We start from the raw sequence: 21,122 nt of genomic DNA on the forward strand, positions 1-21,122 counted from the left end.
AATGACGATGACGCAGAGCGCCGACGTCAGACGCTCTGCAGGGGATAATGCCGCTACGCGAGAGGGCGGCAGCGGGCGATATGCGACTCGCTCAGGCCGACGTCGCGCGCGGCGGCGCAGATTGCCTGCCAGCTGCCTGCATCCAGCGGGATCCCCTCGGCCAGACGCGCTTCGCGGTTGGCGGCCTCCCATTCGCCGGGGGCCAGCACCGGGGCATCGGGATCGTGCGGCGACTGTTTACACCATGCGATAAAGGCCTCCGTCTGCGCCTGGCTGTCCGGGGCATCGAACGCGTCCGGGCGCAGGATCACGGTGGTCATGCAGTTAAAGATGGCGTCGACGCTGGTCTGCAGGCTTTCCTGATGGGTGGTTTGCCCCCCGGAGAGCGCGCCGCCGAGCACTTCGCACAGTGTCGCCAGGGCATAGCCTTTGTGCTGGGCGAAGGTGAGCAGGGCGCCCAGCGGCGAGGTCTGCATCACCGCCGGGTCGGTGGTGGGCAGCCCCTGGGCGTCGATCAGGCAGCCGGGCGCCACGGCTTCTCCTTTGTGCCAGGCGACGCGGGTTTTACCAAAGGCGATGGCGCTGGTGGCGTAGTCCAGCAGCAGCGGCGGATGGCCCGCGCGGGGGAACACCACGCACAGCGGGTTAGTGCCGAAGCGGCTGTCTTTTCCGCGGAACGGGGCGACCATCGGGTCGCCGATCACGCTGACGAAGTGAATGGAGATCAGCCCGGCGGCGGCGCACTGCTCCGCCCAGTAGCCGATGCGTCCGACGTGATGCGCATTGCGCAGGGCGATAGCCGCCATGCCGTGCTGCTTCGCCTTTTCGATGCCTAACTGCATCGCTTCGTGGGCGACCACCTGGCCGAAGCCGGCGTTGCCGTCGAGGGTGACCACGGCGCCGGCGTCTTTGGTGACCGTGGCGTGGCGGTTGAGCTGCAGAAAGCCGCCGGCGTGGGATTTGACATAGCTTGGGATCATCCCGACGCCATGGGAGTCATGCCCGGCCAGGTTGGCGGCGATCAGATGGTCGGCGACCAGCGTCGCTTCTTCCGAGCGGCTGCCGAGATGGGTAAACAGTGAGACGACAAACTGATGCAGATCCGTCGCCAGAAAGCGGTGTCCTGTTGGCACTGATTCTCTCCTGTAGTCTGTTGTTATTTTGTTATGTTTGCCGTTTTATGCTGCGCCGCCCGGCGCAGAAGGTCAAGGGCGGACTCTCCCGGCGACAGGCCACTGCGCCAGCGCCTGGGTTATACGGCAGACGATAAAAAACCGGTCCGGGATCGCGTTTTAATTAACGTCATAAACACCACATTTTTAAATTCTGCCACTGTCACAAAAGCCAGAAAAAAGCCAGCCCCGGCGTTGCAAGGGGAGCTGATACCACTATATGTTAAATTTGTGTTTATTAATTGATGATTAAAGGTTGGTATCATGTATAAGAAAATAAGTGGGTTAGTGGTTTCACTGACGGCCGTTTTCGCCTGTGCCGCCTGGGCGGAGGTGCCTGCGGGCTATCCGGCGGATTATCAAAAAACGGTTGATGCCGCCGTCAAAGAGGGCAAGGTGGTTATCTATTCCACAACCGATACCAAAGCGGCCGGGCCGTTAATTAAAGGATTCGAAGCGCAATATCCGGGCGTAAAAGTCGAATATAACGACATGAACAGCACCGAGCTGTATAACCGCTATATCAGCGAGCAGGCCGCCGGGGGCGGCAGCGGGGACGTGGTGTGGAGCTCATCGATGGATACCGCGCTGAAATTAGCCACCGAGTACGCGGAACAATATGCCTCGCCGGAGGTGAAGCAATTACCCGACTGGGCGGTGTGGCAGCAGAAAGCCTATGGCACCACCTACGAGCCGGTGGTATTTATCTATAACAAACGGCTGATCCCGCAGAATGAGGTGCCGGACTCGCACACCGCGCTGGCCAAATTGATCGCCAGCCAGGCCGATAAATTTAAAGGCAAAGTCACCACCTACGATATCGAAAAATCGGGCCTCGGCTTTATGCTGGCGGTCCAGGACAGCCAGGCCGACGCGAACTATTTTACCGACCTGGCGAATATCGCCAAAGGCGGCCTGACGGTGCAGTCTTCCACCGGCACGATGATGGAGCGCGTCTCCTCTGGCGAAAACCTGATCGGCTATAATATTCTTGGCTCCTATGCCGAAGCGCGGGCGAAAAACGATCCCTCTTTAGGCATCGCCTATCCGAAAGATTACGTGCTGGTGCTCTCCCGCGTCTCGTTTATTAGCCAGGAGAGCGAACATCCCAATGCGGCGAAATTGTGGCTGGATTATGTCCTGTCGGAAAAAGGCCAACAGATCCTCGCCAGCCAGGCGGATATTCCCTCTCTTCGTCGCGATATTGAAGGCAAAAATGATATCGACGGCATGACCACGCTGCTGGGCAAAGCGTTAAAACCGATCCCGGTCAACGAAACGCTGCTGGATTATTTACAGCCGCAAAAACGTCTGCAGTTTATTAAACAATGGCGCAGCGCCGCCGCGAAATAATCCTCCCCCGGGGCATCGCCGATGCCCCTTATTCACACCCGGCGGGTTTATTCACCTGACCAAAGGGATGAACCATGAATGTATTACGCAGAAAGTGGCAGGGGCTGCCGCGCGGCGTGGTGGTGTGCATCACGGCGCTGGTGATTTACGTCCCGCTGTTATTTATTGTGGTGCAGAGTTTTCTCTCCGCGCCGTTCTTTTCCCGCTCCAAATCCTGGAGTCTGGAAGCCTTCGCCTTTATTTTTACCGACCCGGATTTTTATCTGGCGTTAAGGTCAGGGTTTATTCTGGCCTTTGGCCTGGTGATTATCGCCATTCCGCTGGGCGGTATTTTGGCCTTTCTGATGGTACGCACCGATTTACCCGGCCGGCGGTTCATTGAGCCGCTGATCCTGGTGCCGATCTTCGTCTCGCCGATGGTGCTGGGCTTTGGCTACGTGGTGGCCGCCGGGCCGGTAGGCTTCTTTTCCCAGTGGGCGCAGCAGCTGATCGGCTTTGTGCCGTGGAATATCTACTCGATGTTCAGCATTGTGGTCATCGCCGGCTTAACCCACGTGCCGCACGCCTATCTCTATATCTCCTCGGCGCTGCGCAGCGTCGGCTCGGATGTGGAAGAGGCGGCGCGCACCGTCGGCGCCACGCCGCTGCAGGTGATGACTTCGGTGAGTCTGCCCATGGTGCGGCCCTCCATTCTTTACGCCTGCGTGCTGCTCTTTTTCCTTGGTCTGGAAGTCTTCGGTCTGATGCTGGTACTGGGCGACCCCGAGGGCAACATGGTGCTGGCGACCTATCTCTACAAGCTGACCAATAAGCTTGGCACCCCCTCCTACCATCTGATGGCGGCGGTGGCGGTGGTGCTGATCTGCATCACCATCCCGCTGGTCATGCTCCAGCGTCGGCTGATGCGCACCGCCAACCGCTTTGTCACCATGAAGGGCAAGGCGTCGCAGGCGCGGGCGCTGCCGCTGGGCAAATGGCGGTGGGTGGCCGGGGCGGTGGTGGTGGCCTGGCTGACGGTGACCATCGGCGTGCCGCTGCTCGGCGTGGCGCTGCGCGCCTTTATCTCCAACTGGGGCGTCGGCGTGTCGCTGTGGGATGAGCTGTCGCTGACGACGTTCCACAATATCTGGCAGCAGCCCAACCTGCTGCGGGCGATCGTCAACTCGATGGCTATCGGCATCGTCGGCGGCGCGCTGGCGGTGATCTGCTATCTGTTTGTCGGCATCGCCATGCACCGCAAAGCGGACAACGTCACCCGCTTTCTTGACTACAGCGTGCTGGTCCCGCGCGCGGTGCCGGGGCTGCTGGCCGGTCTGGCCTTCCTGTGGGTGTTCCTGTTTGTGCCGATGTGGCTCGATCAGTCGCTGAAGCATGGCTGGCTCTCGGCGCTGCCGGTAGCGGACTGGCTGCGGGAGCACCTTATCGTGCAGCTGCGCGCGCTGCGCAATACCATCTTCAGCGTCTGGCTGGCCTACACCGTGGTATGGATGGCCTATGGCCTGCGGCTCATCTCCTCGACGCTGCTGCAGGTGGGCCCGGAGCTGGAGGAGGCGGCGCGCAGCACCGGCGCCTCGCGGGGGCAGATCACCCGCCACGTCACTGTCCCGCTGTCGCGCTATGGGCTGATTGGCTCCTGGCTGCTGATGTTTCTGATCTTTGAGCGCGAATATTCCACCGGCGTCTATCTGCTGTCGCCGGGTACCGAAACCATCGGCTCGATGCTGGTGTCGCTGTGGGCGGCGGGGGCCATCGATATCGTCGCGGCGCTCTCCTTTATCAATATTCTGCTGGTGGTGATTGGCCTTGGCATCGCCCTGCGCTTTGGAGTGAAATTACATGATTGAGTTATCGGTTGAAAATCTGCATCTCACCTATGGCGACAACCCGGTGCTGAAAGGCGTGTCGATGACGCTCGGCCGGGGAGAGGTGGTGTCGCTGCTGGGGCCTTCGGGAAGCGGCAAAACCACGCTGCTGCGGGCGGTGGCCGGGCTGGAGAAGCCGACGAGCGGGCGGATCGCCATCGGCAACCGCACGGTGTACGACGGCACGCCGCGCAGCGAAATCCCGGCCGAAGAGCGTAACCTCGGCCTGGTGTTCCAGTCCTATGCCCTGTGGCCGCACAAAACGGTGTTCGACAACGTGGCCTATCCGCTGAAGCTGCGTAAAGTCGCCGCCGGGGAGATAAAAGAGCGGGTGCAGCGCGTGCTGGATCAGCTGGGGCTGGGGCATCTTGGCAACCGCCATCCGCACCAGCTCTCCGGCGGCCAACAGCAGAGGGTGGCCATTGGTCGGGCGCTGGTCTACAACCCGCCGGTGATCCTGCTGGATGAGCCGCTCTCTAACCTCGACGCCAAGCTGCGCGAGGAGGCGCGGGTGTTTCTGCGCGAGCTGATCATCAAGCTGGGCCTCTCGGCGCTGATGGTCACCCACGATCAAAATGAAGCGATGGCCATCTCCGATCGTATTCTGCTGCTGAACAATGGCGTCATCGAGCAGCAGGGGACGCCGCAGGAGATGTACGGCAGCCCGGCGACGCTGTTCGCCGCCGAGTTTATGGGCAGCAATAATCGCCTGCACGGCAAGGTGATGGCGCTGGAGAACGGCAGGGCGCGCATCGAAGGCGCCAGCTGGAGCCTGTGGGGGCGAGCGGGCGAGGGGGTCAGCGTCGGCGAGCCGGCGACGGCGGTGATCCGCGTCGAGCGCCTGCGTCTTGACGGCGCGGCGCAGGATAACAGTCTCCAGCTACCGCTGCTGACCAGCATGTACCTCGGCGACCGCTGGGAGTACCTGTTCCGCACCGAGGGTGACGACTTTCCGCTACGCGCCTACGGAACCGCGCTGCGCGATGCCGAACACTGCCATCTGACGCTTCCGGCGGAGGATGTGTGGATTTTTCCGCAGCGGTAACCGTTTGTTAAGACGCCAGATGGCACACGGCTTCAATATTGTGCCCGTCTGGCGCAATCACAAAGGCGGCGTAGTACCCGGCGTGGTAGTTGGGCCGTAACCCCGGCGCGCCGTTGTCCTTTCCTCCGGCGGCCAGCGCCGCCTGCCAGAAGGCGTCTACCTGCTCGCGGCTGTCGGCGCGAAAGGCGATATGCAGCGGCGCCGGTTTGTCCGCACTTTGATAGAGGCATAGAGAGACATCGCCGCTGCCGGCCAGCTCTGCGCCGTAGGTCGGATCGCCTTCGCCGACCAGCGTTACGCCCAGCGGTGCAAGGGCTTGTAAAAAGAACGCTTTGCTTGCGGCATAGTCGCTGACGCCGAATTTCACATGATCGAACATCTCTTCTCCTGTGGACGGGTATCGCCAGCCGAACGCGTTAGCCGGGAAATAGATGCAAAATAGTTAACAACGGGTAGTAACTTTTTTAACAGCTCAAAATGTTTAATTATTCCTAATACGAGTATTTACAGACGTTTAATCTGCCATGTACCATAAACAAAAAATAACATTTGTGATACAAGTCACTCTTTTTTGGCGCATGGGTAAGCTCAGCGCGGTGTGAACGCCGCCGGTTTACCGCCTCAAGGTTATGGCAGCACCCTTCTCACGATGACATTCCGGTGAATTTCTCTCCGATTTCCCGCGTTTCGTTGAGAATCGTCTACTATCCAAACGATAACCCTATAAATGATATCGCCTCTGGCGATGTTTTATCCGACTTGCCGGTCCGGGCCAGACGCTAAGCGGTTTAAAAGCGCAATGGTATCGGTTCCAGCACGACATTCACTGGTTTTGTCAGCGACAAAAACAGTAATTTTCAATGACAGGAATGTGATGATGTCGAGCGAGAAAACTAACAATTCCAGGCGTGATTTCCTGGTGAAATCGATGGCGCTGATCCCGACGGTGGTGATCGGCGGCGCGGGAGCAGGGGCCATTGGCGTGGCCACCAGCGCGACCGCGCAGGCGGCCCCCGCTTCAGAGCCAGCCTCCGGGAACACGGCGGCGGCCAGCGACTGGAAGCCGCAGTTCTTCAACGATCGTGAGTGGGCGTTTATCAACGCCGCTGTCGCTCGCTTAATCCCGGCGGATGAACTTGGCCCCGGCGCTAAAGAGGCCGGCGTGCCGGAGTTTATCGACCGCCAGCTCAATACCCCTTACGCCACCGGCTCCATCTGGTATATGCAGGGGCCCTTCAACCCCGACGTGCCGAAAGAGATGGGCTATCAGCTGCCGCTGGTGCCCAAACAGATCTATAACCTCGGGATCGCCGATGCCGAGGCCTGGTGTCAGGACAAGTATCACAAGACCTTTGCTGAACTGAGCAGCGAGCAGCAGGACGAGGCGCTCGGCCTGTGGGAATCGGGCAAAGCCGAGTTCAAACAGCTACCGGCTTCGCTGTTCTTCACCTATCTGCTGCAGAACACCCGCGAAGGCTTCTTCAGCGACCCGATCCATGGCGGTAACAAAGGCATGGTTGGCTGGACGCTGATTAATTTTGCCGGCGCGCGCGCCGACTTTATGGATTGGGTTGAACGGGGCGAACGCTACCCCTTCCCGCCGGTATCAATTAATGGGGAGAGGGCGTAATCATGGCCACCGTATTGAAAAAAACCGATGTCGCGATCGTCGGCTTCGGCTGGGTTGGGGCGATCATGGCCAAAGAGCTGACCGAAGCCGGGCTCAACGTCGTGGCGCTGGAGCGCGGCCCGATGCGCGACACCTGGCCGGACGGCGCCTATCCGCAGGTGATTGATGAGCTGACCTACAACATCCGCCGCAAGTTGTTCCAGGATCTGTCGAAAAGCACCGTCACCATCCGGCATAACACCAGCCAGCAGGCGGTGCCGTATCGCCAGCTGGCGGCCTTCCTGCCGGGTACCGGCGTGGGCGGCGCCGGGCTGCACTGGTCCGGCGTCCATTTCCGCGTCGATCCCATCGAACTGCGGATGCGCAGCCACTATGAAGAGCGCTACGGCAAAAACTTCATTCCCCAGGATATGATCATCCAGGATTTCGGCGTCACTTACGACGAGCTGGAACCGTTCTTCGATAAAGCGGAGAAAGTGTTCGGCACCTCCGGGACCGCCTGGTCGATCAAAGGCAAGGTCGTCGGTAAAGGCCGCGGCGGCAACGCCTTCGCCCCGGACCGTTCAGATGACTTCCCGCTGCCGGCGCAGAAAAACACCTGGTCGGCGCAGCTGTTTGAAAAGGCGGCGCTCGAGGTGGGCTACCATCCCTACAACCTGCCGTCGGCCAACACTTCCGACTCCTATACCAACCCGTACGGCGCGCAGATGGGCCCGTGCAACTTCTGCGGTTTCTGCAGCGGCTACGCCTGCTACATGTATTCCAAAGCCTCGCCGAACGTGAACATTCTGCCGGCGCTGCGCCAGGAAAAACGCTTTGAGCTGCGGACCAACGCCAACGTGCTGAAGGTCAACCTGACCGACGACAAATCCCGTGCCACCGGCGTGACCTACGTCGACGGCCAGGGGCGCGAAATGGAGCAGCCGGCGGACCTGGTGATCATCGGCGCCTTCCAGTTCCATAACGTGCACCTGATGCTGCTCTCCGGGATCGGCAAACCCTACAATCCGGAGACCGGCGAAGGGGTGGTGGGGCGTAACTTCGCCTACCAGAACATGACCACCATCAAGGCCATTTTCGACAAAGACACCTACACCAACCCGTTTATCGGCGCGGGCGGCAACGGCGTCGGCGTCGACGACTTCAACGCCGACAACTTCGACCACGGCGCGGCGGGCTTTGTCGGCGGTTCGCCGTTCTGGGTCAACCAGGCCGGGACCAAGCCCATCTCCGGTTTCCCGGTACCGCCGGGCACCCCGGCGTGGGGCAGCAAATGGAAAGCGGCGGTGGCCGATACCTACACCCATCACCTGTCGATGGATGCTCACGGCGCGCACCAGTCCTATCGGCAGAACTACCTCGATCTTGATCCGAACTACAAAAACGTCTTTGGCCAGCCGCTGCTGCGCATGACCTTTGACTGGCAGGAAAACGACATCAAGATGGCGCAGTTTATGTTCGATAAGATGGCGCCGATCGCCAAAGCGATGAAGCCGAAATATATCCTCGGCAGCCCGAAAAACGCCAACAGCCACTTTGATACCACCACCTACCAGACCACCCATATGAACGGCGGGGCGGTGATGGGGGAGGATCCGAAAACCAGCGCCGTTAACCGTTATCTGCAAAGCTGGGACGTGCATAACGTCTTCGTCATCGGCGCCTCCGCTTTCCCGCAGGGGCTGGGCTATAACCCAACCGGCACGGTGGCCGCGCTGGCGTACTGGTCAGCGAAGGCGATCCGCGAGCAGTATCTGAAAAATCCGGGTCCCCTGGTGCAGGCATAAAGGAAGGCAGATGATGAAAATGCAATGGTTATCGGCCCTGGTGCTTGGGGCATTGAGCTGCGCGGCCTTCGCCGAAGAGGCGCCTGCGGACAGCAATCTGATTAAGCAAGGAGAGTATCTGGCGCGGGCGGGGGACTGTGTCGCCTGCCACACCAACGGCAAAGCGGGCAAACCTTTCGCCGGCGGTCTGCCGATGGAAACGCCGATCGGCACCATCTACTCCACCAATATCACGCCGGATAAAGAACACGGCATCGGCGGGTACACCTTCGAAGAGTTCGACGACGCGGTGCGCAAGGGTGTGCGGAAAGACGGTTCCACGCTCTATCCGGCAATGCCGTATCCCTCATTCGCGCGGATCAGTGAAGCGGACATGCGCGCCATGTACGCCTACTTTATGCATGGCGTGGAGCCGGTGAATGTCGCCAACAAGGACACCGACATCCCGTGGCCGCTGTCGATGCGCTGGCCGCTGGCGTTCTGGCGCGGCATCTTCGCCCCGACGCCGAGCGATTTTGTCGCCAACCCGCAGGTTGACCCGGTGCTGGAGCGCGGTCGCTATCTGGTGGAAGGCCTGGGCCACTGCGGCGCCTGTCATACCCCGCGTAGCCTGACGATGCAGGAAAAAGCGCTCAGCGAAAGCGAAGGCGATGATTACCTGGCGGGCAGCAATGCGCCGATTGACGGCTGGGTCGCCTCCAGCCTGCGCGGCGAAAATCGCGACGGTCTGGGGACCTGGAGCGAAGCCGAGCTGGCTGAGTTCCTGAAAACCGGACGTAACGATAAATCGGTGGTCTTCGGCGGCATGAGCGATGTGGTGGAGCACAGTCTGCAGTATCTCTCTGATGACGACATCACCGCCATCGCCCGCTATCTGAAGTCGCTCCCGCCGCGCGGCGGCAAACAGACCCCAGCCCCGGTGGAAGACAGCGTGGCGAAAGATCTGTGGAAGGGTAACGACAGCAAAACCGGCGCCGCGCTATACGTCGATAACTGCGCCGCCTGCCACCGCACCGACGGCGCGGGCTATCAGCGCGCCTTCCCGTCGCTGAAGGGCAACCCGGTGGTACAGACCGAAGATGCCACTTCGCTGATCCACATCGTTCTGACCGGGAGCACCACGCCGGCGGTGAAAGATGCGGTCTCCAACCTGACCATGCCGTCGTTCGGCTGGCGTCTGGACGACCAGCAGGTGGCGGATGTGGTCAACTTCATCCGCACCAGCTGGGGCAACAATGCGCCGGCGGTCAGCGCCAGCGATGTGGCGAAGGTGCGTAAGGAGACCGCGGCGCACAATGAGAAGGCGTTAGGCAACGCCGATATCTCGAAGCTGCCGGGGGCCGGACAGTAACCGTCAGGGTTGCGTCGTCCGCGCGGCGCAACCCTGACTTAGCCAGGACGTAAAATACTGTCTGAATCAAGGAGTTTGCCTTCATGCTGCATGCAGAGCGACTGACCTGCATCGTTGACGATCGACCGCTGTTTGCGGAGCTGACGCTGTCCCTTGCTGCCGGCGAGCTGCTGCAGGTCGCCGGTGATAACGGCGCGGGGAAAACCTCGCTGCTGCGGATCCTTTGCGGCCTGGCGCGCCCGGAAAGCGGGGTGGTGAGCTGGCAGGGCCAGCCGCTGGCCCAGGTGCGGGAGTCATTTCACCGGCAGCTGCTGTGGCTGGGCCATAAGCCCGGCGTCAACGCGGCGCTGACCGCCGATGAAAACCTGCGTTTCTTCTTTCCGGCCAGCCGCCTTCAGCAGCGGGAAAGCGCCCTCGCCGCCGTCGGCCTGGCGGGCTATGAAGATCTCCCCTTAAGCCAGCTCTCCGCAGGGCAGCAGCGCCGGGTGGCGTTAACCCGCCTGTGGTTAACCGATGCGCCGCTGTGGATCCTCGATGAGCCGTTCACCGCCCTCGACGCCACGGCGATAGAAACCCTGACCCGACGCCTGGAGCAGCACGCCCGGCAGGGGGGAAGCGCGATCCTCACCACCCATCAGCCGCTGCGGCCGCTGGGCTGCCCGTTGCGCACCCTGCGCCTCGGCGACGACGGCGGGAGGCGGCAATGATGAGAGCGCTGTTGGCCCGGGAACTGCGCCTGGCGTGGCGCAGCGGGGCGGAGATCCTCAATCCGCTATGGTTCTTTCTGATCGTCATCACCCTGTTTCCGTTCGGCGTCGGCACCGCGCCGCAGCTGCTGGCGCAGATTGCGCCGGGCGTGGTGTGGGTCGCCGCGCTGCTGGCGGCGCTGCTGGTGATGGATCGGTTGTTTCGCGACGACTGGCAGGACGGTTCCCTGGAGCAACTGATGCTTCTGCCGACGCCGCTGGTGGCGGTGGTGCTGGTGAAGGTGGTCGCTCACTGGATGATGAGCGGCCTGCCGCTGCTGATCGTCTCGCCGCTGGCGGCGCTGCTGCTGGGGATGAATCTGCACGACGCCGGCGTGCTGGCGCTGACCTTGCTGCTTGGCACGCCGACGCTCAGTTTTCTTGGCGCGGTGGGGGTTGGCCTGACCGTCGGCCTGAAGCGCGGCGGCGTCCTGCTGAGCCTGCTGGTGCTGCCGCTGGCGGTGCCGCTGCTGATTTTCGCCACCGCGGCCTGCCAGGCGGCGGCCGCCGGGCTCCCGGTCGGCGGCTATCTGGCGATGCTGGCGGCGTTCTTAACCGCCAGCGCCACCCTGTGTCCGTTCGCCACCGCCGCCGCGCTGCGGCTGACCGTGCAATAATTCGCTGCGCCTGCGGGCGCGGCCATCATAACCGTGTGAGTAAGCGTCTATGTGGAAAGCGTTACATCAACTGGCGATCCCCGAGCGGCTGTACCGCCTGTGCGGATGCTGGATCCCCTGGCTGGCGGCGTTGAGCGCGCTGTTGCTGGTCATCGGCCTGGGGTGGGGCTTTGGCTTCGCCCCGGCGGACTATCAGCAGGGGGAAAGCTACCGGATCATGTATCTTCACGTCCCGGCGGCGATGTGGTCGATGGGGCTGTACCTGGCGATGGCCGTCGCGGCCTTCGTCGGGGTGGTCTGGCAGATCAAAATGGCCGACCTGGCGATCGCCGCCCTGGCGCCGGTGGGGGCGGTCTGCACCCTGGTGGCGCTGGTCAGCGGCGCGGCGTGGGGCAAGCCGATGTGGGGGACCTGGTGGATCTGGGACGCCCGTCTGACCTCGGAACTGGTGCTGCTGTTTCTGTATGCCGGGGTCATCGCCCTGTGGCACGCCTTTGACGACCGCCGCCTGGCCGGGCGCGCGGCGGGGATCCTCGTCCTGGTCGGGGTGGTCAATCTGCCCATCATTCATTACTCGGTTTACTGGTGGAACACCCTGCACCAGGGTTCGACCAACCTGCAGCAAACCATCGACCCGAGCATGCGTCTGCCGCTGCGGATCTGCATTTTTGCTTTCCTCGCGCTGTCGGTCACCCTGACCCTGATGCGCCTGCGTAACCTGATCCTCCAGCTGGAACGTCGTCGACCGTGGGTGGTGGCGCTGGCTAACAAAGGAGCCGCCCGATGAGCCCCGCTTTTTCTTCGTTCGCCGCCTTCCTGAATATGGGCGGCTATGCCCTGTACATCTGGCTGGCGGTGGCCGTGGCCATCGCCGCCTTTGGCCTGCTGACGGTTCATACCCTGTGGGCGCGGCGGGCGCTATTCCATGAGGTGCGACGCCAGCAGGCGCGTGAGCGGCGGATCGCGGCCGCTCGCGAACATGACAAGGAGGCCGCGGATGCAAGCGCGTCGTAAAACCCGGCTGTATATCGTGCTGGCGGTGCTCGCCGGCCTTGGGCTGACCGTCAGCCTGACGCTGTACGCCCTGAGCAGCAATATCGATCTGTTCTACACCCCGGGGGAAATTATCTACGGTAAAACGGAAACCCGGGCGCTGCCCCATACCGGGCAGCGCCTGCGGGTAGGGGGCTACGTTCAGCCCGGCTCCCTGCAGCGCGACCCGCAAACCCTCGACGTGCGCTTTAAGCTGTATGACGCCCGCGGGGTCGTGGACGTCAGCTATAAGGGCATTCTGCCGGACCTGTTCCGTGAAGGACAGGGCGTGGTGGCCCAGGGCGTTCTGGACGGCGAGCGGCATATCACCGCTCAGCAAGTGCTGGCCAAGCATGATGAAAATTACACCCCGCCGGAGGTGAAAAACGCCATGACGCCGGCGAAAGCGGAGGCGCAGCCATGATGCCGGAGCTGGGCAACTTTTTATTGTGTCTGGCGGCGGGGCTGGCGCTGCTCCTGAGCGTCTATCCCCTGTGGGGCGCGGCGCGGCAGGACCGGCGGCTGATGGCCCTGGCGCGGCCGCTGGCCTGCGGGCTGTTCGCCTGCATCGGCGGCGCCTTCCTGCTGCTGGTGCACGCCTTTGTGGTCAATGACTTTACCGTCCGCTACGTGGCGGAAAACTCCAACAGCGCACTGCCGGTGTGGTATCGGGTGGCGGCGACCTGGGGGGCGCACGAGGGCTCGCTGCTGCTGTGGGTCCTGCTGCTCAGCGTCTGGACCTTCGCCGTCGCCCTCTTCAGCCGCCGGATGCCGCTCGACGCCGTCGCCCGGGTGCTGGCGGTGATGGGGATGATCGCCTTTGGGTTCCTGCTGTTCATCCTCTTTACCTCCAACCCGTTCAGCCGCGGCCTGCCGCAGTACCCCATTGACGGCCGCGACCTTAATCCGCTGCTGCAGGATATCGGCATGATTTTTCATCCGCCGATCCTCTATATGGGGTACGTCGGCTTCTCGGTGGCTTTCGCCTTCGCCATCGCCTCGCTGCTGGCGGGGCGGCTGGACACCGCGTGGGCGCGCTGGTCGCGTCCCTGGACCCAGGCGGCGTGGATGTTCCTCACTCTCGGCATCGTGCTGGGCTCGGCGTGGGCCTATTACGAACTGGGCTGGGGCGGCTGGTGGTTCTGGGACCCGGTGGAAAACGCCTCGTTTATGCCGTGGCTGGTAGGGACCGCGCTGCTGCACTCCCTGGCGGTGACCGAGAAGCGCGGCAGCTTCCGCGCCTGGACGGTGCTGCTGGCCATCGCCGCCTTCTCCCTGTGCCTGCTGGGCACCTTCCTTGTGCGCTCCGGCGTGCTGGTCTCGGTGCATGCCTTCGCTTCGGATCCATCGCGCGGGCTGTTTATTCTGGCGCTGCTGATTGTCGCCATCGGCGGGTCGCTGCTGCTGTACGCCCTGAAGGGCGGCAGGGTGCGGGCGCGGGTGGAACATACGCTGTGGTCGCGCGAGTCGTTCCTGCTTGGCAACAATATTTTGCTGATGGCCGCGATGCTGGTGGTGCTCCTCGGAACGCTGCTGCCGCTGGTGCATAAAGAGCTGGGCCTCGGCAGCATCTCCATCGGCGAGCCGTTCTTTAACACCATGTTCACCGCCCTGATGGCGCCGTTTGCGCTGCTGCTGGGGCTGGGACCGCTGATCCGCTGGCGGCGCGATGACATCGCCAGGCAGATTAAGCGCCTGGTGGTCGCCCTGATGGTGACATTGTCACTTTCTCTGGCGCTGCCGTGGCTGCTGCAGGATCGTATCACCGCGATGGCGGTCATTGGCCTGATGATGGCCCTGTGGGTGCTTATCTTCGCCCTGATGGAGGTTCACGAACGGGCCACCCATCGCCACGGCTTCTGGCGCGGCCTGCGGACGCTGACCCGCAGCCAGTGGGGGATGGTGCTCGGTCACGTCGGCGTGGCGGTGACCGTTATCGGCATCACCTTTAGCCAGAACTACAGCGTGGAGCGCGATGTACGGATGCGCCCTGGCGACAGCATCGATATCCACCGTTATCACTTTGTGTTTAACGGCGTGCGCAATATCGTCGGCCCCAACTGGACCGGCGGGGAAGGCATTATTGCCGTGACCCGCAACGGCCGCCCGGAAGCGACGCTGTATGCCGAGAAACGCTTTTATACCGCCAGCCGGATGATGATGACCGAGGCGGCGATCAGCGGCGGGCTGACCCGCGATCTGTACGCCGCGCTGGGGGAAGAACTGAGCGACGGCAGCTGGGCGGTGCGTCTGTACTACAAACCGTTCGTTCGCTGGATCTGGTATGGCGGGGTGCTGATGGCCCTCGGCGGTCTGTGCTGCATGCTCGACCCGCGCTACCGGATGCGTAAGAAACTGCAGGAGGCCTCATGAACCGGAAGCTGCTGTTTATCCCGCTGGTGCTGTTTCTGGCGCTGGCCGCCGCGCTGTTCTGGCAGCTGATGCGTAACGCCGATGGCGACGACCCGACGACCCTCGAGTTGGCGCTGATTGGCAAACCGCTGCCGGAATTTCGCCTTGAAGCGCTGGATACCCCCGGCCAGGCGCTGGACCGACGGACGCTGATTGACGGCAAGCCGCTGCTGCTTAACGTCTGGGCCACCTGGTGCCCAACCTGTCGCGCCGAGCATCAGTTTCTCAACGGCCTGGCGCAGCAGGGCGTGCGGGTGGTGGGGATGAACTACAAAGACGATCGGCAGAAGGCGATCAGCTGGCTGCAGCGCCTGGGTAATCCGTACAGGCTGAGCCTGTACGACGGCAACGGCATGCTCGGCCTGGATCTGGGGGTTTATGGCGCGCCGGAGACGTTTCTCATCGACGGTCAGGGCATCATCCGCTGGCGGCACGCCGGCGACCTGAACGACCGGGTGTGGCGCGAGGAGCTCCAGCCGCTGTGGAATCAATACAACCGGGGGGCGGGCTGATGAGAGGTGTCATAGGCATCCTGCTGGCGCTGATGCTGACCGGCCAGGCGTGGGCCGCCATCGATACCTGGCAGTTTAAAGACGAGGCCCAGGAGCAGGCGTTCCGCGAGATCACCTCCCGGCTGCGCTGCCCGAAATGTCAGAACAACAGCATCGCCGACTCGAACGCGATGATTGCCGCCGATATGCGGCAGAAGGTGTACGAGCTGATGCAGCAGGGGAAAACGAAAGGGCAGATCGTTGACTATATGGTGGCCCGCTACGGCAATTTTGTCAGCTACGAGCCGCCGCTGACCGCGGGCACGGTGCTGCTGTGGCTGGGGCCGGGGCTGTTCGTCCTGGCGGGCGCGGGGGTGATTATCGCCCGCGCGCGTCGTCGCGATATTCCTGACGCGGCGCTCAGCGTCGAAGAGCGCCAGCGGCTGGCGGCATTATTGAAAGAAGGAAAAGAACGATGAGCCTGTTGGTGGTTATCGCCGGGCTGCTGCTGGCTGGCGCGCTGGGGCTGCTGTACTTCCCGTGGACGGGCAAAGGGGCGGTGGACCGCGATACCCTCAACCGCGCCCTGTACCAGTCGCGCCTGCAGGAGCTGGCGCAGGAGCGCGGCGAGGACAACCCGGCGCTGGTCGTCGAGCTGCAGCGCACGCTGCTGACGGATATCCCGCCCCAGGCACAGCCTGGCGAACGGCCGCTAAGCCGCTGGGCGCTGCTTCCGGGCGCGCTGCTGCTGGTGGTTCTGAGTCTGGGCCTGTATCTGAAAACCAGCGATATTGGCCAGGTGCTGCTCTGGCAGCAGGCGGAGCGGCATTATCCTGCGCTGTTACAGCAGGTTAAGGACCCGACCGCGCCGCCGCTGCGTATGGATGAGCTGGCGGAGCTGCGGCTTGGCCTGCGCAGCCATCTGCAGAATACTCCGCACGACCTCGCCGGCTGGCAGTTGCTTGGGCGGCTGGGTCTGCTGTTGAACGATGGCGAGACGGCGATCGGCGCCTTTGGCCGGGCGCATGCGCTGGCGGCGGACGACCCGGCGGCGGCTTTCGATTATGCCAGCGCGCTGGTGCGGGCGGGGGATAGCGGTCAGGTCCGGATGGGCGAGCTGCTGCTGCGCGACCTGCATCAGCGACAGCCGACCAGCCTGCCGGTGCTGGAGATGCTGGCCCTGAGCGCGGTGCGTAATGAAGATTACCCCGAAGCCGTGGCGGCCCTGCAGGCGTTGCTGGCCCGGCTGCCGGAAGGGGATGCGCGGCGCGAGGCGATTGTCCGCCAGCTGGCGCAGGCGCAGCAGCAGGCGCAGTAACTGCCCGGCGGCGCTGAACGTGGGGTCTGCCGCGAGGACGGTACGGACAGCCCTGGTTTTGTAGGCCGGGTCAGGCGCAGCCGCCATCCGGCACAAAATCGGCTCCGTGCCCGCTGTCCTTGCCCGGCGGCGCTACGCTTGCGCGGGCCTACGAAGGGCGCGAATAGAGCGCCAAATCGCGGGCAGCTTTTGTAGGCCGGGTAAGCGAAGCGCCACCCGGCAACATGTTGAGCTCGGAGCCTGATACCTTCCCGGCGGCGCTGCGTTAGCGTGGGCCTGGGGATATGAGCTGACGGGAGGCCTTTGTAGGCCGGGTAAGGCGCAGCCGCCACCCGGCAACATGGCGGCCACGGTGCGATATCTTGCCCGGCGGCGGGGGAGACTGTTATCGGTTTTACAGGTTCTCAGCCCGGAGAAAGCGTTTATCACGCGTGACTTCAGCGTAGTTTGCGCTCCCGGTTAGTCTTCTGCGTTATGTCAATCATGGCGCATGGAGCGCACAGGGGGCGGCCAGTCGCCGCCGCCCCCTGTACCCCCGGGCTCCGGCCAGCAAAATCGCCGCTACGCGGTCCCTTCGACTTATCCCTGCAGGCTTCGGGTCGGGCCGAGGCAGCGTCCGTGCAAAACACGGCCCTCAGCCCGCATCCATGCGGGCTGCCCCGGCCTTCCGGGAACGTCTCAGCGATTTTGAGGCCGCCAGCACCGGCAGTTTCAGTAGCCCCAGCGCCAGCGGTGATTTGGGGCTCCAGGCCGGGTAAGGTGTAGCTGTCACCCGGCAAAAATACGGCACAAGAGCGGCACAAATACGGCCCAACAGCGTAGCCGGGATAAGGTCTCACGCATCGCTCTCCGGGATTCTCCCTGCTGGCGCTATGCGCAGCCGCTTCCGTGTTAAGCTCCCAGGTGTCGCAGGAATGACTGAAGAATCTCCCCCTTAGCATCAGCAGCAGGCTGCCGCTTAGGCCCCGGAGATCACTCCATTAACGTTGCAAGCGCGGTAGATCCCGAGCACCGGAGTGAAAAAGGATTAGCTGAACGTCTTCAGCGCGGGACGCGAATCCATGCTAATCACCTGAGGGGGTTAGCTCGCTCATGTTCCCCGACGAGCCGGATAGCGCTGCCGACAACTGGCAAAAGAGTCGTTGATATAGTCGCTCAGCGGCCACTTGTCCTGATAGCCAAACGTCCTCGGGAATGGATGCAGTACGAAGCGCCAAGTAAGGAGTTCAATGTGATTGCCGCTGAAGACGCGGTGTTCACGGATCATCTCATCTGGTAACCTGTCACGCGCGCCGTTGGTAACGTGAATATTCATGGTTAACTTTGGAACTCAGACGATTAATGAAAACTAGCAGACTATTCACTTTAATTTTGCCATTGTTACTGACACTCTGCGTTGGCACAGAGGCCAGCGCCAGCACACCTTCAGGCAGCATTTCCTCTGCAAACACATCAATTACCACTCGTGATAAGAACGGAAACCTACTGCCGAGTTTCCTGCGGATTCAGTACGATGTTGATTCAGATGGCAGAGTTCAGAATGTAAAGATACTTGAATCGACAACGACTCCGGAGTTGGAACATCAAATCATTGATAAAATGATTAAAAAATGGCGCTTTGAAAAGGGCAAACCGGGAATAGCTCAAAGATTAGTCGTCAAGATCCCACCCAAATCAGACGGCGGTCCCGCGAATAAGCAATAAGCACTTTTGAGGATTAATAGCCTGACGCATCAATACAGGGTTCGTTTTACCGTAATGCTTACTCTCCAACAAAAAAAGCCCCTGCATATCAGCAGGGGCAAGCCATGTCAGAGCTTATTATTTATTAGTTAAATACCATCCCGCCGTCGATCAGCAATGACTGACCGGTCATGTAATCAGAATCCGGGCTGGCAAGATAGGAGACGCAGGCGGCGACATCTTCCGGTTCGGACAGACGACCGAGGGTGATGCGTTTGGCGAACTCGGCGGTACCGTAGCCCAGCGGTTTACCGGCAGCTTCGGACACCTGGCGGTCAATTTCGGCCCACATCGGCGTTTTGACGATCCCCGGGCAGTAGCCGTTGACCGTGATGCCCAGCGGCGCGAGGTCGCGAGCGGCGGTCTGGGTTAAGCCGCGTACGGCGAATTTACTGGAGCTATACACCGCCAGCTCCGGGTTGCCGACGTGGCCGGCCTGGGAACAGGCGTTGATGATTTTCCCGCCGTGACCCTCTTTCTTAAAGGCCTCGACCGCCGCCTGAATGCCCCAGATCACCCCTTTAACGTTGATATTGTAGACTTTATCGACAATCTCCGGGGTAATGGACTCGATCGGCGTGGACGGCGCCACGCCGGCGTTGTTGACGATGACGTCGAAGCCGCCCAGCGTTTTGCGCGCCTGTTCGACGGCGGCAAACACCTGATCGCGGTCGGAGACATCCACTTTCACCGCCATGGCGCGGCCGCCGGCCTGGTTGATTTCGGAGGCGACCGCTTTGGCGGTGGCGTCGTTATAATCGGCAATGGCCACGGCAAATCCATCCTTCACCAGACGAAGGGCGATAGCTTTACCAATCCCCTGGCCGGCGCCGGTAACAAGTGCGACTTTTTTCATTTTCCTTTCCTTATTGTGATGACTTACAGAATCTGACTCAGATGCAGCTGGCCCATCAGCAGCGGGTTATCGCGATAATCCACCGGGATGGCCACTACCGCCGGGCCGTCGACGTCCATCGCCGCGCGCAGGGTCGGCTCCAGCGCCTCGGCGCTTTCCACGGCAAACCCTTTGGCGCCGAAGGACTCGGCATAGGCTTTAAAATCCATCGGCCCGAACTCGACGCCGGACAGGCGCTGGTATTTTTTCTCTTCCTGGATGGCCACCATGTTGTAGCCGTTATCGACCCAGATCAGGTGCAGCACGTTGGCTTTCAGGCGGACGGCGGTCTCCAGCTCCATGCTCGACTGCAGGAAGCCGCCGTCGCCGGAGACGGAGACCACTTTGCGCTCAGGATTGACCAGCCAGGCGCCGATGGCCCAGGGCAGGGCGACGCCCATGGTCTGCTGGCCGTTGGAGATCATCACCTGACGGGCGCGGAAGCTGTACAGGTAGCGGGCGATCCAGATATGGAAGCTGCCCATGTCCACGGTCAGCGTGACGTCGCTGTTGACGATATCCTGCATCGCGCGAACGATACGCAGCGGATGCAGGGCAAACTGATTCAGCTGCGCGCCGCGGCGGTCCAGCAGTTCGCGCTGGTGCTGGCGGTCGCGGAGGATCTCCGCCGCCTGCGGGGAGAGCACCAGCCGGCGATCGATATTTTGCGCCAGCTTGCTGAGGGTGCCGGCGATATCGCCCACCAGCTCGACGTCCGGGGTATAGTTGCGTTCTTCATAGGCGGGCAGGACGTCGATATGCACCAGCGTCGCGTTGCCGCTGTTCCACATCGCCGGTTCATATTCCACCGGGCTGTAGCCGATGCAGATCACCAGGTCGGCGAGCTGCAGCAGACGGTCCCCGGCCTGGTTGTTAAACAGCCCGACCCGGCCGGCGAAGCGAGAGAAGTTATCCTGATTTACCGCCCCGGCGGCCTGATAGGTGCTGGTGACCGGAATATGGCTGGCCTCCAGCAAACGGCGTAGCGCCGCGCTGTTTTCCGGCTGGCTGGCCATCAGGCCGAGCAGGAAGATCGGGTTCTTCGCCTGAGCGATAAGCTTCGCCACCTGGTCGATGGCGGCATCCGGCGCGGCGCCCATCTGCGGGGCCCCGCTGGCCGGCAGCACTTTGCCGCTGACCGGGCCATCGACCACATCCTGCGGCAGACTGACGAAAGCGCTGCCCGGGCGGCCCTGCTCGGCGGCGCGGAAGGCGTTGGAGACCACTTCCGCCAGCGCGTCCGGCGCGGTCACCTCGACGGCGTATTTCGTCACTGGGCTGAACATCGCCACCGTATCCATACTCTGGTGGACCTGTTTGGCCTTATCGGCGCGTTTCACCGCGCCGCCCAGGGCCACCACCGGGTCGCCTTCGCTGTTGGCGGTGGCCATACCGGTGATCAGGTTGGAACAGCCTGGACCGGAGGTGACTAGCGCCACGCCCGCTTTACCGGTAATGCGCCCGACGGCGGCGGCCATAAAGGCGGCGTTAGCTTCGTGGCGTACCGGAATAATGCGAATGGAGGAATCCAGCAGTGAGTCGAATACCTTGTCGATTTTGGCGCCAGGGATGCCGAACACCTGACGTACCCCCTGGGCTTCCAGCTGGCTGACGACGAGATCGGCGCCGTGCGCCCACTGGCGTACCGGATACTGTTTGTCCATGTGA

At 62.2% G+C, this 21,122-nt stretch carries 21 protein-coding genes; 16 read left to right on the forward strand and 5 right to left on the reverse strand.

Annotation, left to right across the window (positions count from 1 at the left end):
- Nucleotides 1-53: 53 nt before the first annotated feature.
- Complete coding sequence (locus tag L2I46_RS01655) at nt 54-1,133, reverse strand: malate/lactate/ureidoglycolate dehydrogenase (RefSeq protein ID WP_023290033.1); 1,080 nt, start codon at nt 1,131-1,133, stop codon at nt 54-56.
- 303 nt (nt 1,134-1,436) lie between these two features.
- Here L2I46_RS01655 and L2I46_RS01660 point away from each other — a divergent pair, with 303 nt between their 5' ends.
- From L2I46_RS01660 to L2I46_RS01670, 3 genes are all read left to right on the forward strand, one after another.
- On the forward strand, nt 1,437-2,525 hold the full coding sequence (locus tag L2I46_RS01660; protein WP_023290032.1) for an ABC transporter substrate-binding protein: 1,089 nt from the start codon (nt 1,437-1,439) through the stop codon (nt 2,523-2,525).
- A gap of 74 nt (nt 2,526-2,599) precedes the next feature.
- The gene (locus tag L2I46_RS01665; RefSeq protein WP_004189548.1) at nt 2,600-4,369 is read left to right on the forward strand and encodes an ABC transporter permease; all 1,770 of its coding nucleotides are present in this window, start codon (nt 2,600-2,602) and stop codon (nt 4,367-4,369) included.
- Nucleotides 4,362-5,432: an ABC transporter ATP-binding protein gene (locus tag L2I46_RS01670; protein ID WP_002908292.1), complete on the forward strand. Its 1,071-nt coding sequence runs from the start codon at nt 4,362-4,364 to the stop codon at nt 5,430-5,432. Before L2I46_RS01665 ends, L2I46_RS01670 begins: the two co-directional genes overlap by 8 nt.
- A gap of 7 nt (nt 5,433-5,439) precedes the next feature.
- On the opposite strand, the gene L2I46_RS01675 is transcribed toward L2I46_RS01670, so the two are convergent.
- Entirely contained in the window at nt 5,440-5,811 is a 372-nt protein-coding gene (locus L2I46_RS01675) for a VOC family protein (protein WP_060592596.1), read from the reverse strand.
- A gap of 495 nt (nt 5,812-6,306) precedes the next feature.
- Here L2I46_RS01675 and L2I46_RS01680 point away from each other — a divergent pair, with 495 nt between their 5' ends.
- The 12 genes from L2I46_RS01680 (at nt 6,307) to ccmI (ending at nt 16,816) form a co-directional block, all read left to right on the forward strand.
- Nucleotides 6,307-7,062 carry a gluconate 2-dehydrogenase subunit 3 family protein gene (locus L2I46_RS01680; protein WP_236947489.1) on the forward strand — a complete coding sequence of 252 codons (756 nt, stop codon included), beginning with the start codon at nt 6,307-6,309 and terminating at the stop codon, nt 7,060-7,062.
- A 2-nt stretch (nt 7,063-7,064) separates the two neighbouring features.
- Nucleotides 7,065-8,849 (forward strand): GMC family oxidoreductase, encoded by a 1,785-nt coding sequence (locus L2I46_RS01685; protein ID WP_002908285.1) that lies wholly within the window; start codon nt 7,065-7,067, stop codon nt 8,847-8,849.
- Between the two features lie 10 nt (nt 8,850-8,859).
- Complete coding sequence (locus tag L2I46_RS01690) at nt 8,860-10,200, forward strand: c-type cytochrome (protein ID WP_074186185.1); 1,341 nt, start codon at nt 8,860-8,862, stop codon at nt 10,198-10,200.
- Between the two features lie 83 nt (nt 10,201-10,283).
- Entirely contained in the window at nt 10,284-10,907 is a 624-nt protein-coding gene (gene ccmA, locus L2I46_RS01695) for a cytochrome c biogenesis heme-transporting ATPase CcmA (protein WP_023290027.1), read from the forward strand.
- On the forward strand, nt 10,904-11,563 hold the full coding sequence (ccmB, locus tag L2I46_RS01700; RefSeq protein WP_085551013.1) for a heme exporter protein CcmB: 660 nt from the start codon (nt 10,904-10,906) through the stop codon (nt 11,561-11,563). The genes ccmA and ccmB overlap by 4 nt, the downstream gene beginning before the upstream one ends.
- Nucleotides 11,564-11,612: 49 nt before the next feature.
- A complete protein-coding gene (locus tag L2I46_RS01705) occupies nt 11,613-12,350 on the forward strand; it encodes a heme ABC transporter permease (protein ID WP_023290025.1) in 738 nt (245 codons plus the stop codon).
- Nucleotides 12,347-12,577, forward strand: coding sequence for a heme exporter protein CcmD (gene ccmD / locus L2I46_RS01710; protein WP_085551014.1), 231 nt, complete (start codon nt 12,347-12,349; stop codon nt 12,575-12,577). Before L2I46_RS01705 ends, ccmD begins: the two co-directional genes overlap by 4 nt.
- Nucleotides 12,561-13,019 (forward strand): cytochrome c maturation protein CcmE, encoded by a 459-nt coding sequence (ccmE, locus tag L2I46_RS01715; RefSeq protein ID WP_032453185.1) that lies wholly within the window; start codon nt 12,561-12,563, stop codon nt 13,017-13,019. The genes ccmD and ccmE overlap by 17 nt, the downstream gene beginning before the upstream one ends.
- On the forward strand, nt 13,016-14,968 hold the full coding sequence (locus L2I46_RS01720) for a heme lyase CcmF/NrfE family subunit (protein ID WP_236947490.1): 1,953 nt from the start codon (nt 13,016-13,018) through the stop codon (nt 14,966-14,968). The genes ccmE and L2I46_RS01720 overlap by 4 nt, the downstream gene beginning before the upstream one ends.
- Entirely contained in the window at nt 14,965-15,519 is a 555-nt protein-coding gene (locus tag L2I46_RS01725; protein ID WP_236947491.1) for a DsbE family thiol:disulfide interchange protein, read from the forward strand. The genes L2I46_RS01720 and L2I46_RS01725 overlap by 4 nt, the downstream gene beginning before the upstream one ends.
- An 11-nt stretch (nt 15,520-15,530) precedes the next feature.
- Complete coding sequence (locus tag L2I46_RS01730; protein WP_072096566.1) at nt 15,531-15,977, forward strand: cytochrome c-type biogenesis protein; 447 nt, start codon at nt 15,531-15,533, stop codon at nt 15,975-15,977.
- Nucleotides 15,974-16,816, forward strand: a complete 843-nt coding sequence (gene ccmI / locus L2I46_RS01735) for a c-type cytochrome biogenesis protein CcmI (RefSeq protein WP_023290019.1) — start codon at nt 15,974-15,976, stop codon at nt 16,814-16,816. The genes L2I46_RS01730 and ccmI overlap by 4 nt, the downstream gene beginning before the upstream one ends.
- Nucleotides 16,817-17,906: 1,090 nt before the next feature.
- Here ccmI and L2I46_RS01740 read toward each other — a convergent pair.
- Nucleotides 17,907-18,131 carry a hypothetical protein gene (locus tag L2I46_RS01740; protein ID WP_152842651.1) on the reverse strand — a complete coding sequence of 75 codons (225 nt, stop codon included), beginning with the start codon at nt 18,129-18,131 and terminating at the stop codon, nt 17,907-17,909.
- 26 nt (nt 18,132-18,157) lie between these two features.
- Between L2I46_RS01740 and L2I46_RS01745 the strand changes: the two genes are divergently transcribed.
- Complete coding sequence (locus L2I46_RS01745; RefSeq protein WP_236947492.1) at nt 18,158-18,520, forward strand: TonB family protein; 363 nt, start codon at nt 18,158-18,160, stop codon at nt 18,518-18,520.
- A gap of 124 nt (nt 18,521-18,644) precedes the next feature.
- On the opposite strand, the gene L2I46_RS01750 is transcribed toward L2I46_RS01745, so the two are convergent.
- A complete protein-coding gene (locus L2I46_RS01750; protein WP_004151179.1) occupies nt 18,645-19,415 on the reverse strand; it encodes a (S)-acetoin forming diacetyl reductase in 771 nt (256 codons plus the stop codon).
- A gap of 23 nt (nt 19,416-19,438) precedes the next feature.
- Nucleotides 19,439-21,118 carry an acetolactate synthase AlsS gene (gene alsS, locus L2I46_RS01755; protein WP_023290012.1) on the reverse strand — a complete coding sequence of 560 codons (1,680 nt, stop codon included), beginning with the start codon at nt 21,116-21,118 and terminating at the stop codon, nt 19,439-19,441.
- Nucleotides 21,119-21,122 lie beyond the last annotated feature (4 nt).

The sequence above is a fragment of the Klebsiella sp. 2019SCSN059 genome, from assembly GCF_021739525.1.
Taxonomy (GTDB): Bacteria; Pseudomonadota; Gammaproteobacteria; order Enterobacterales; family Enterobacteriaceae; genus Klebsiella; species Klebsiella quasipneumoniae.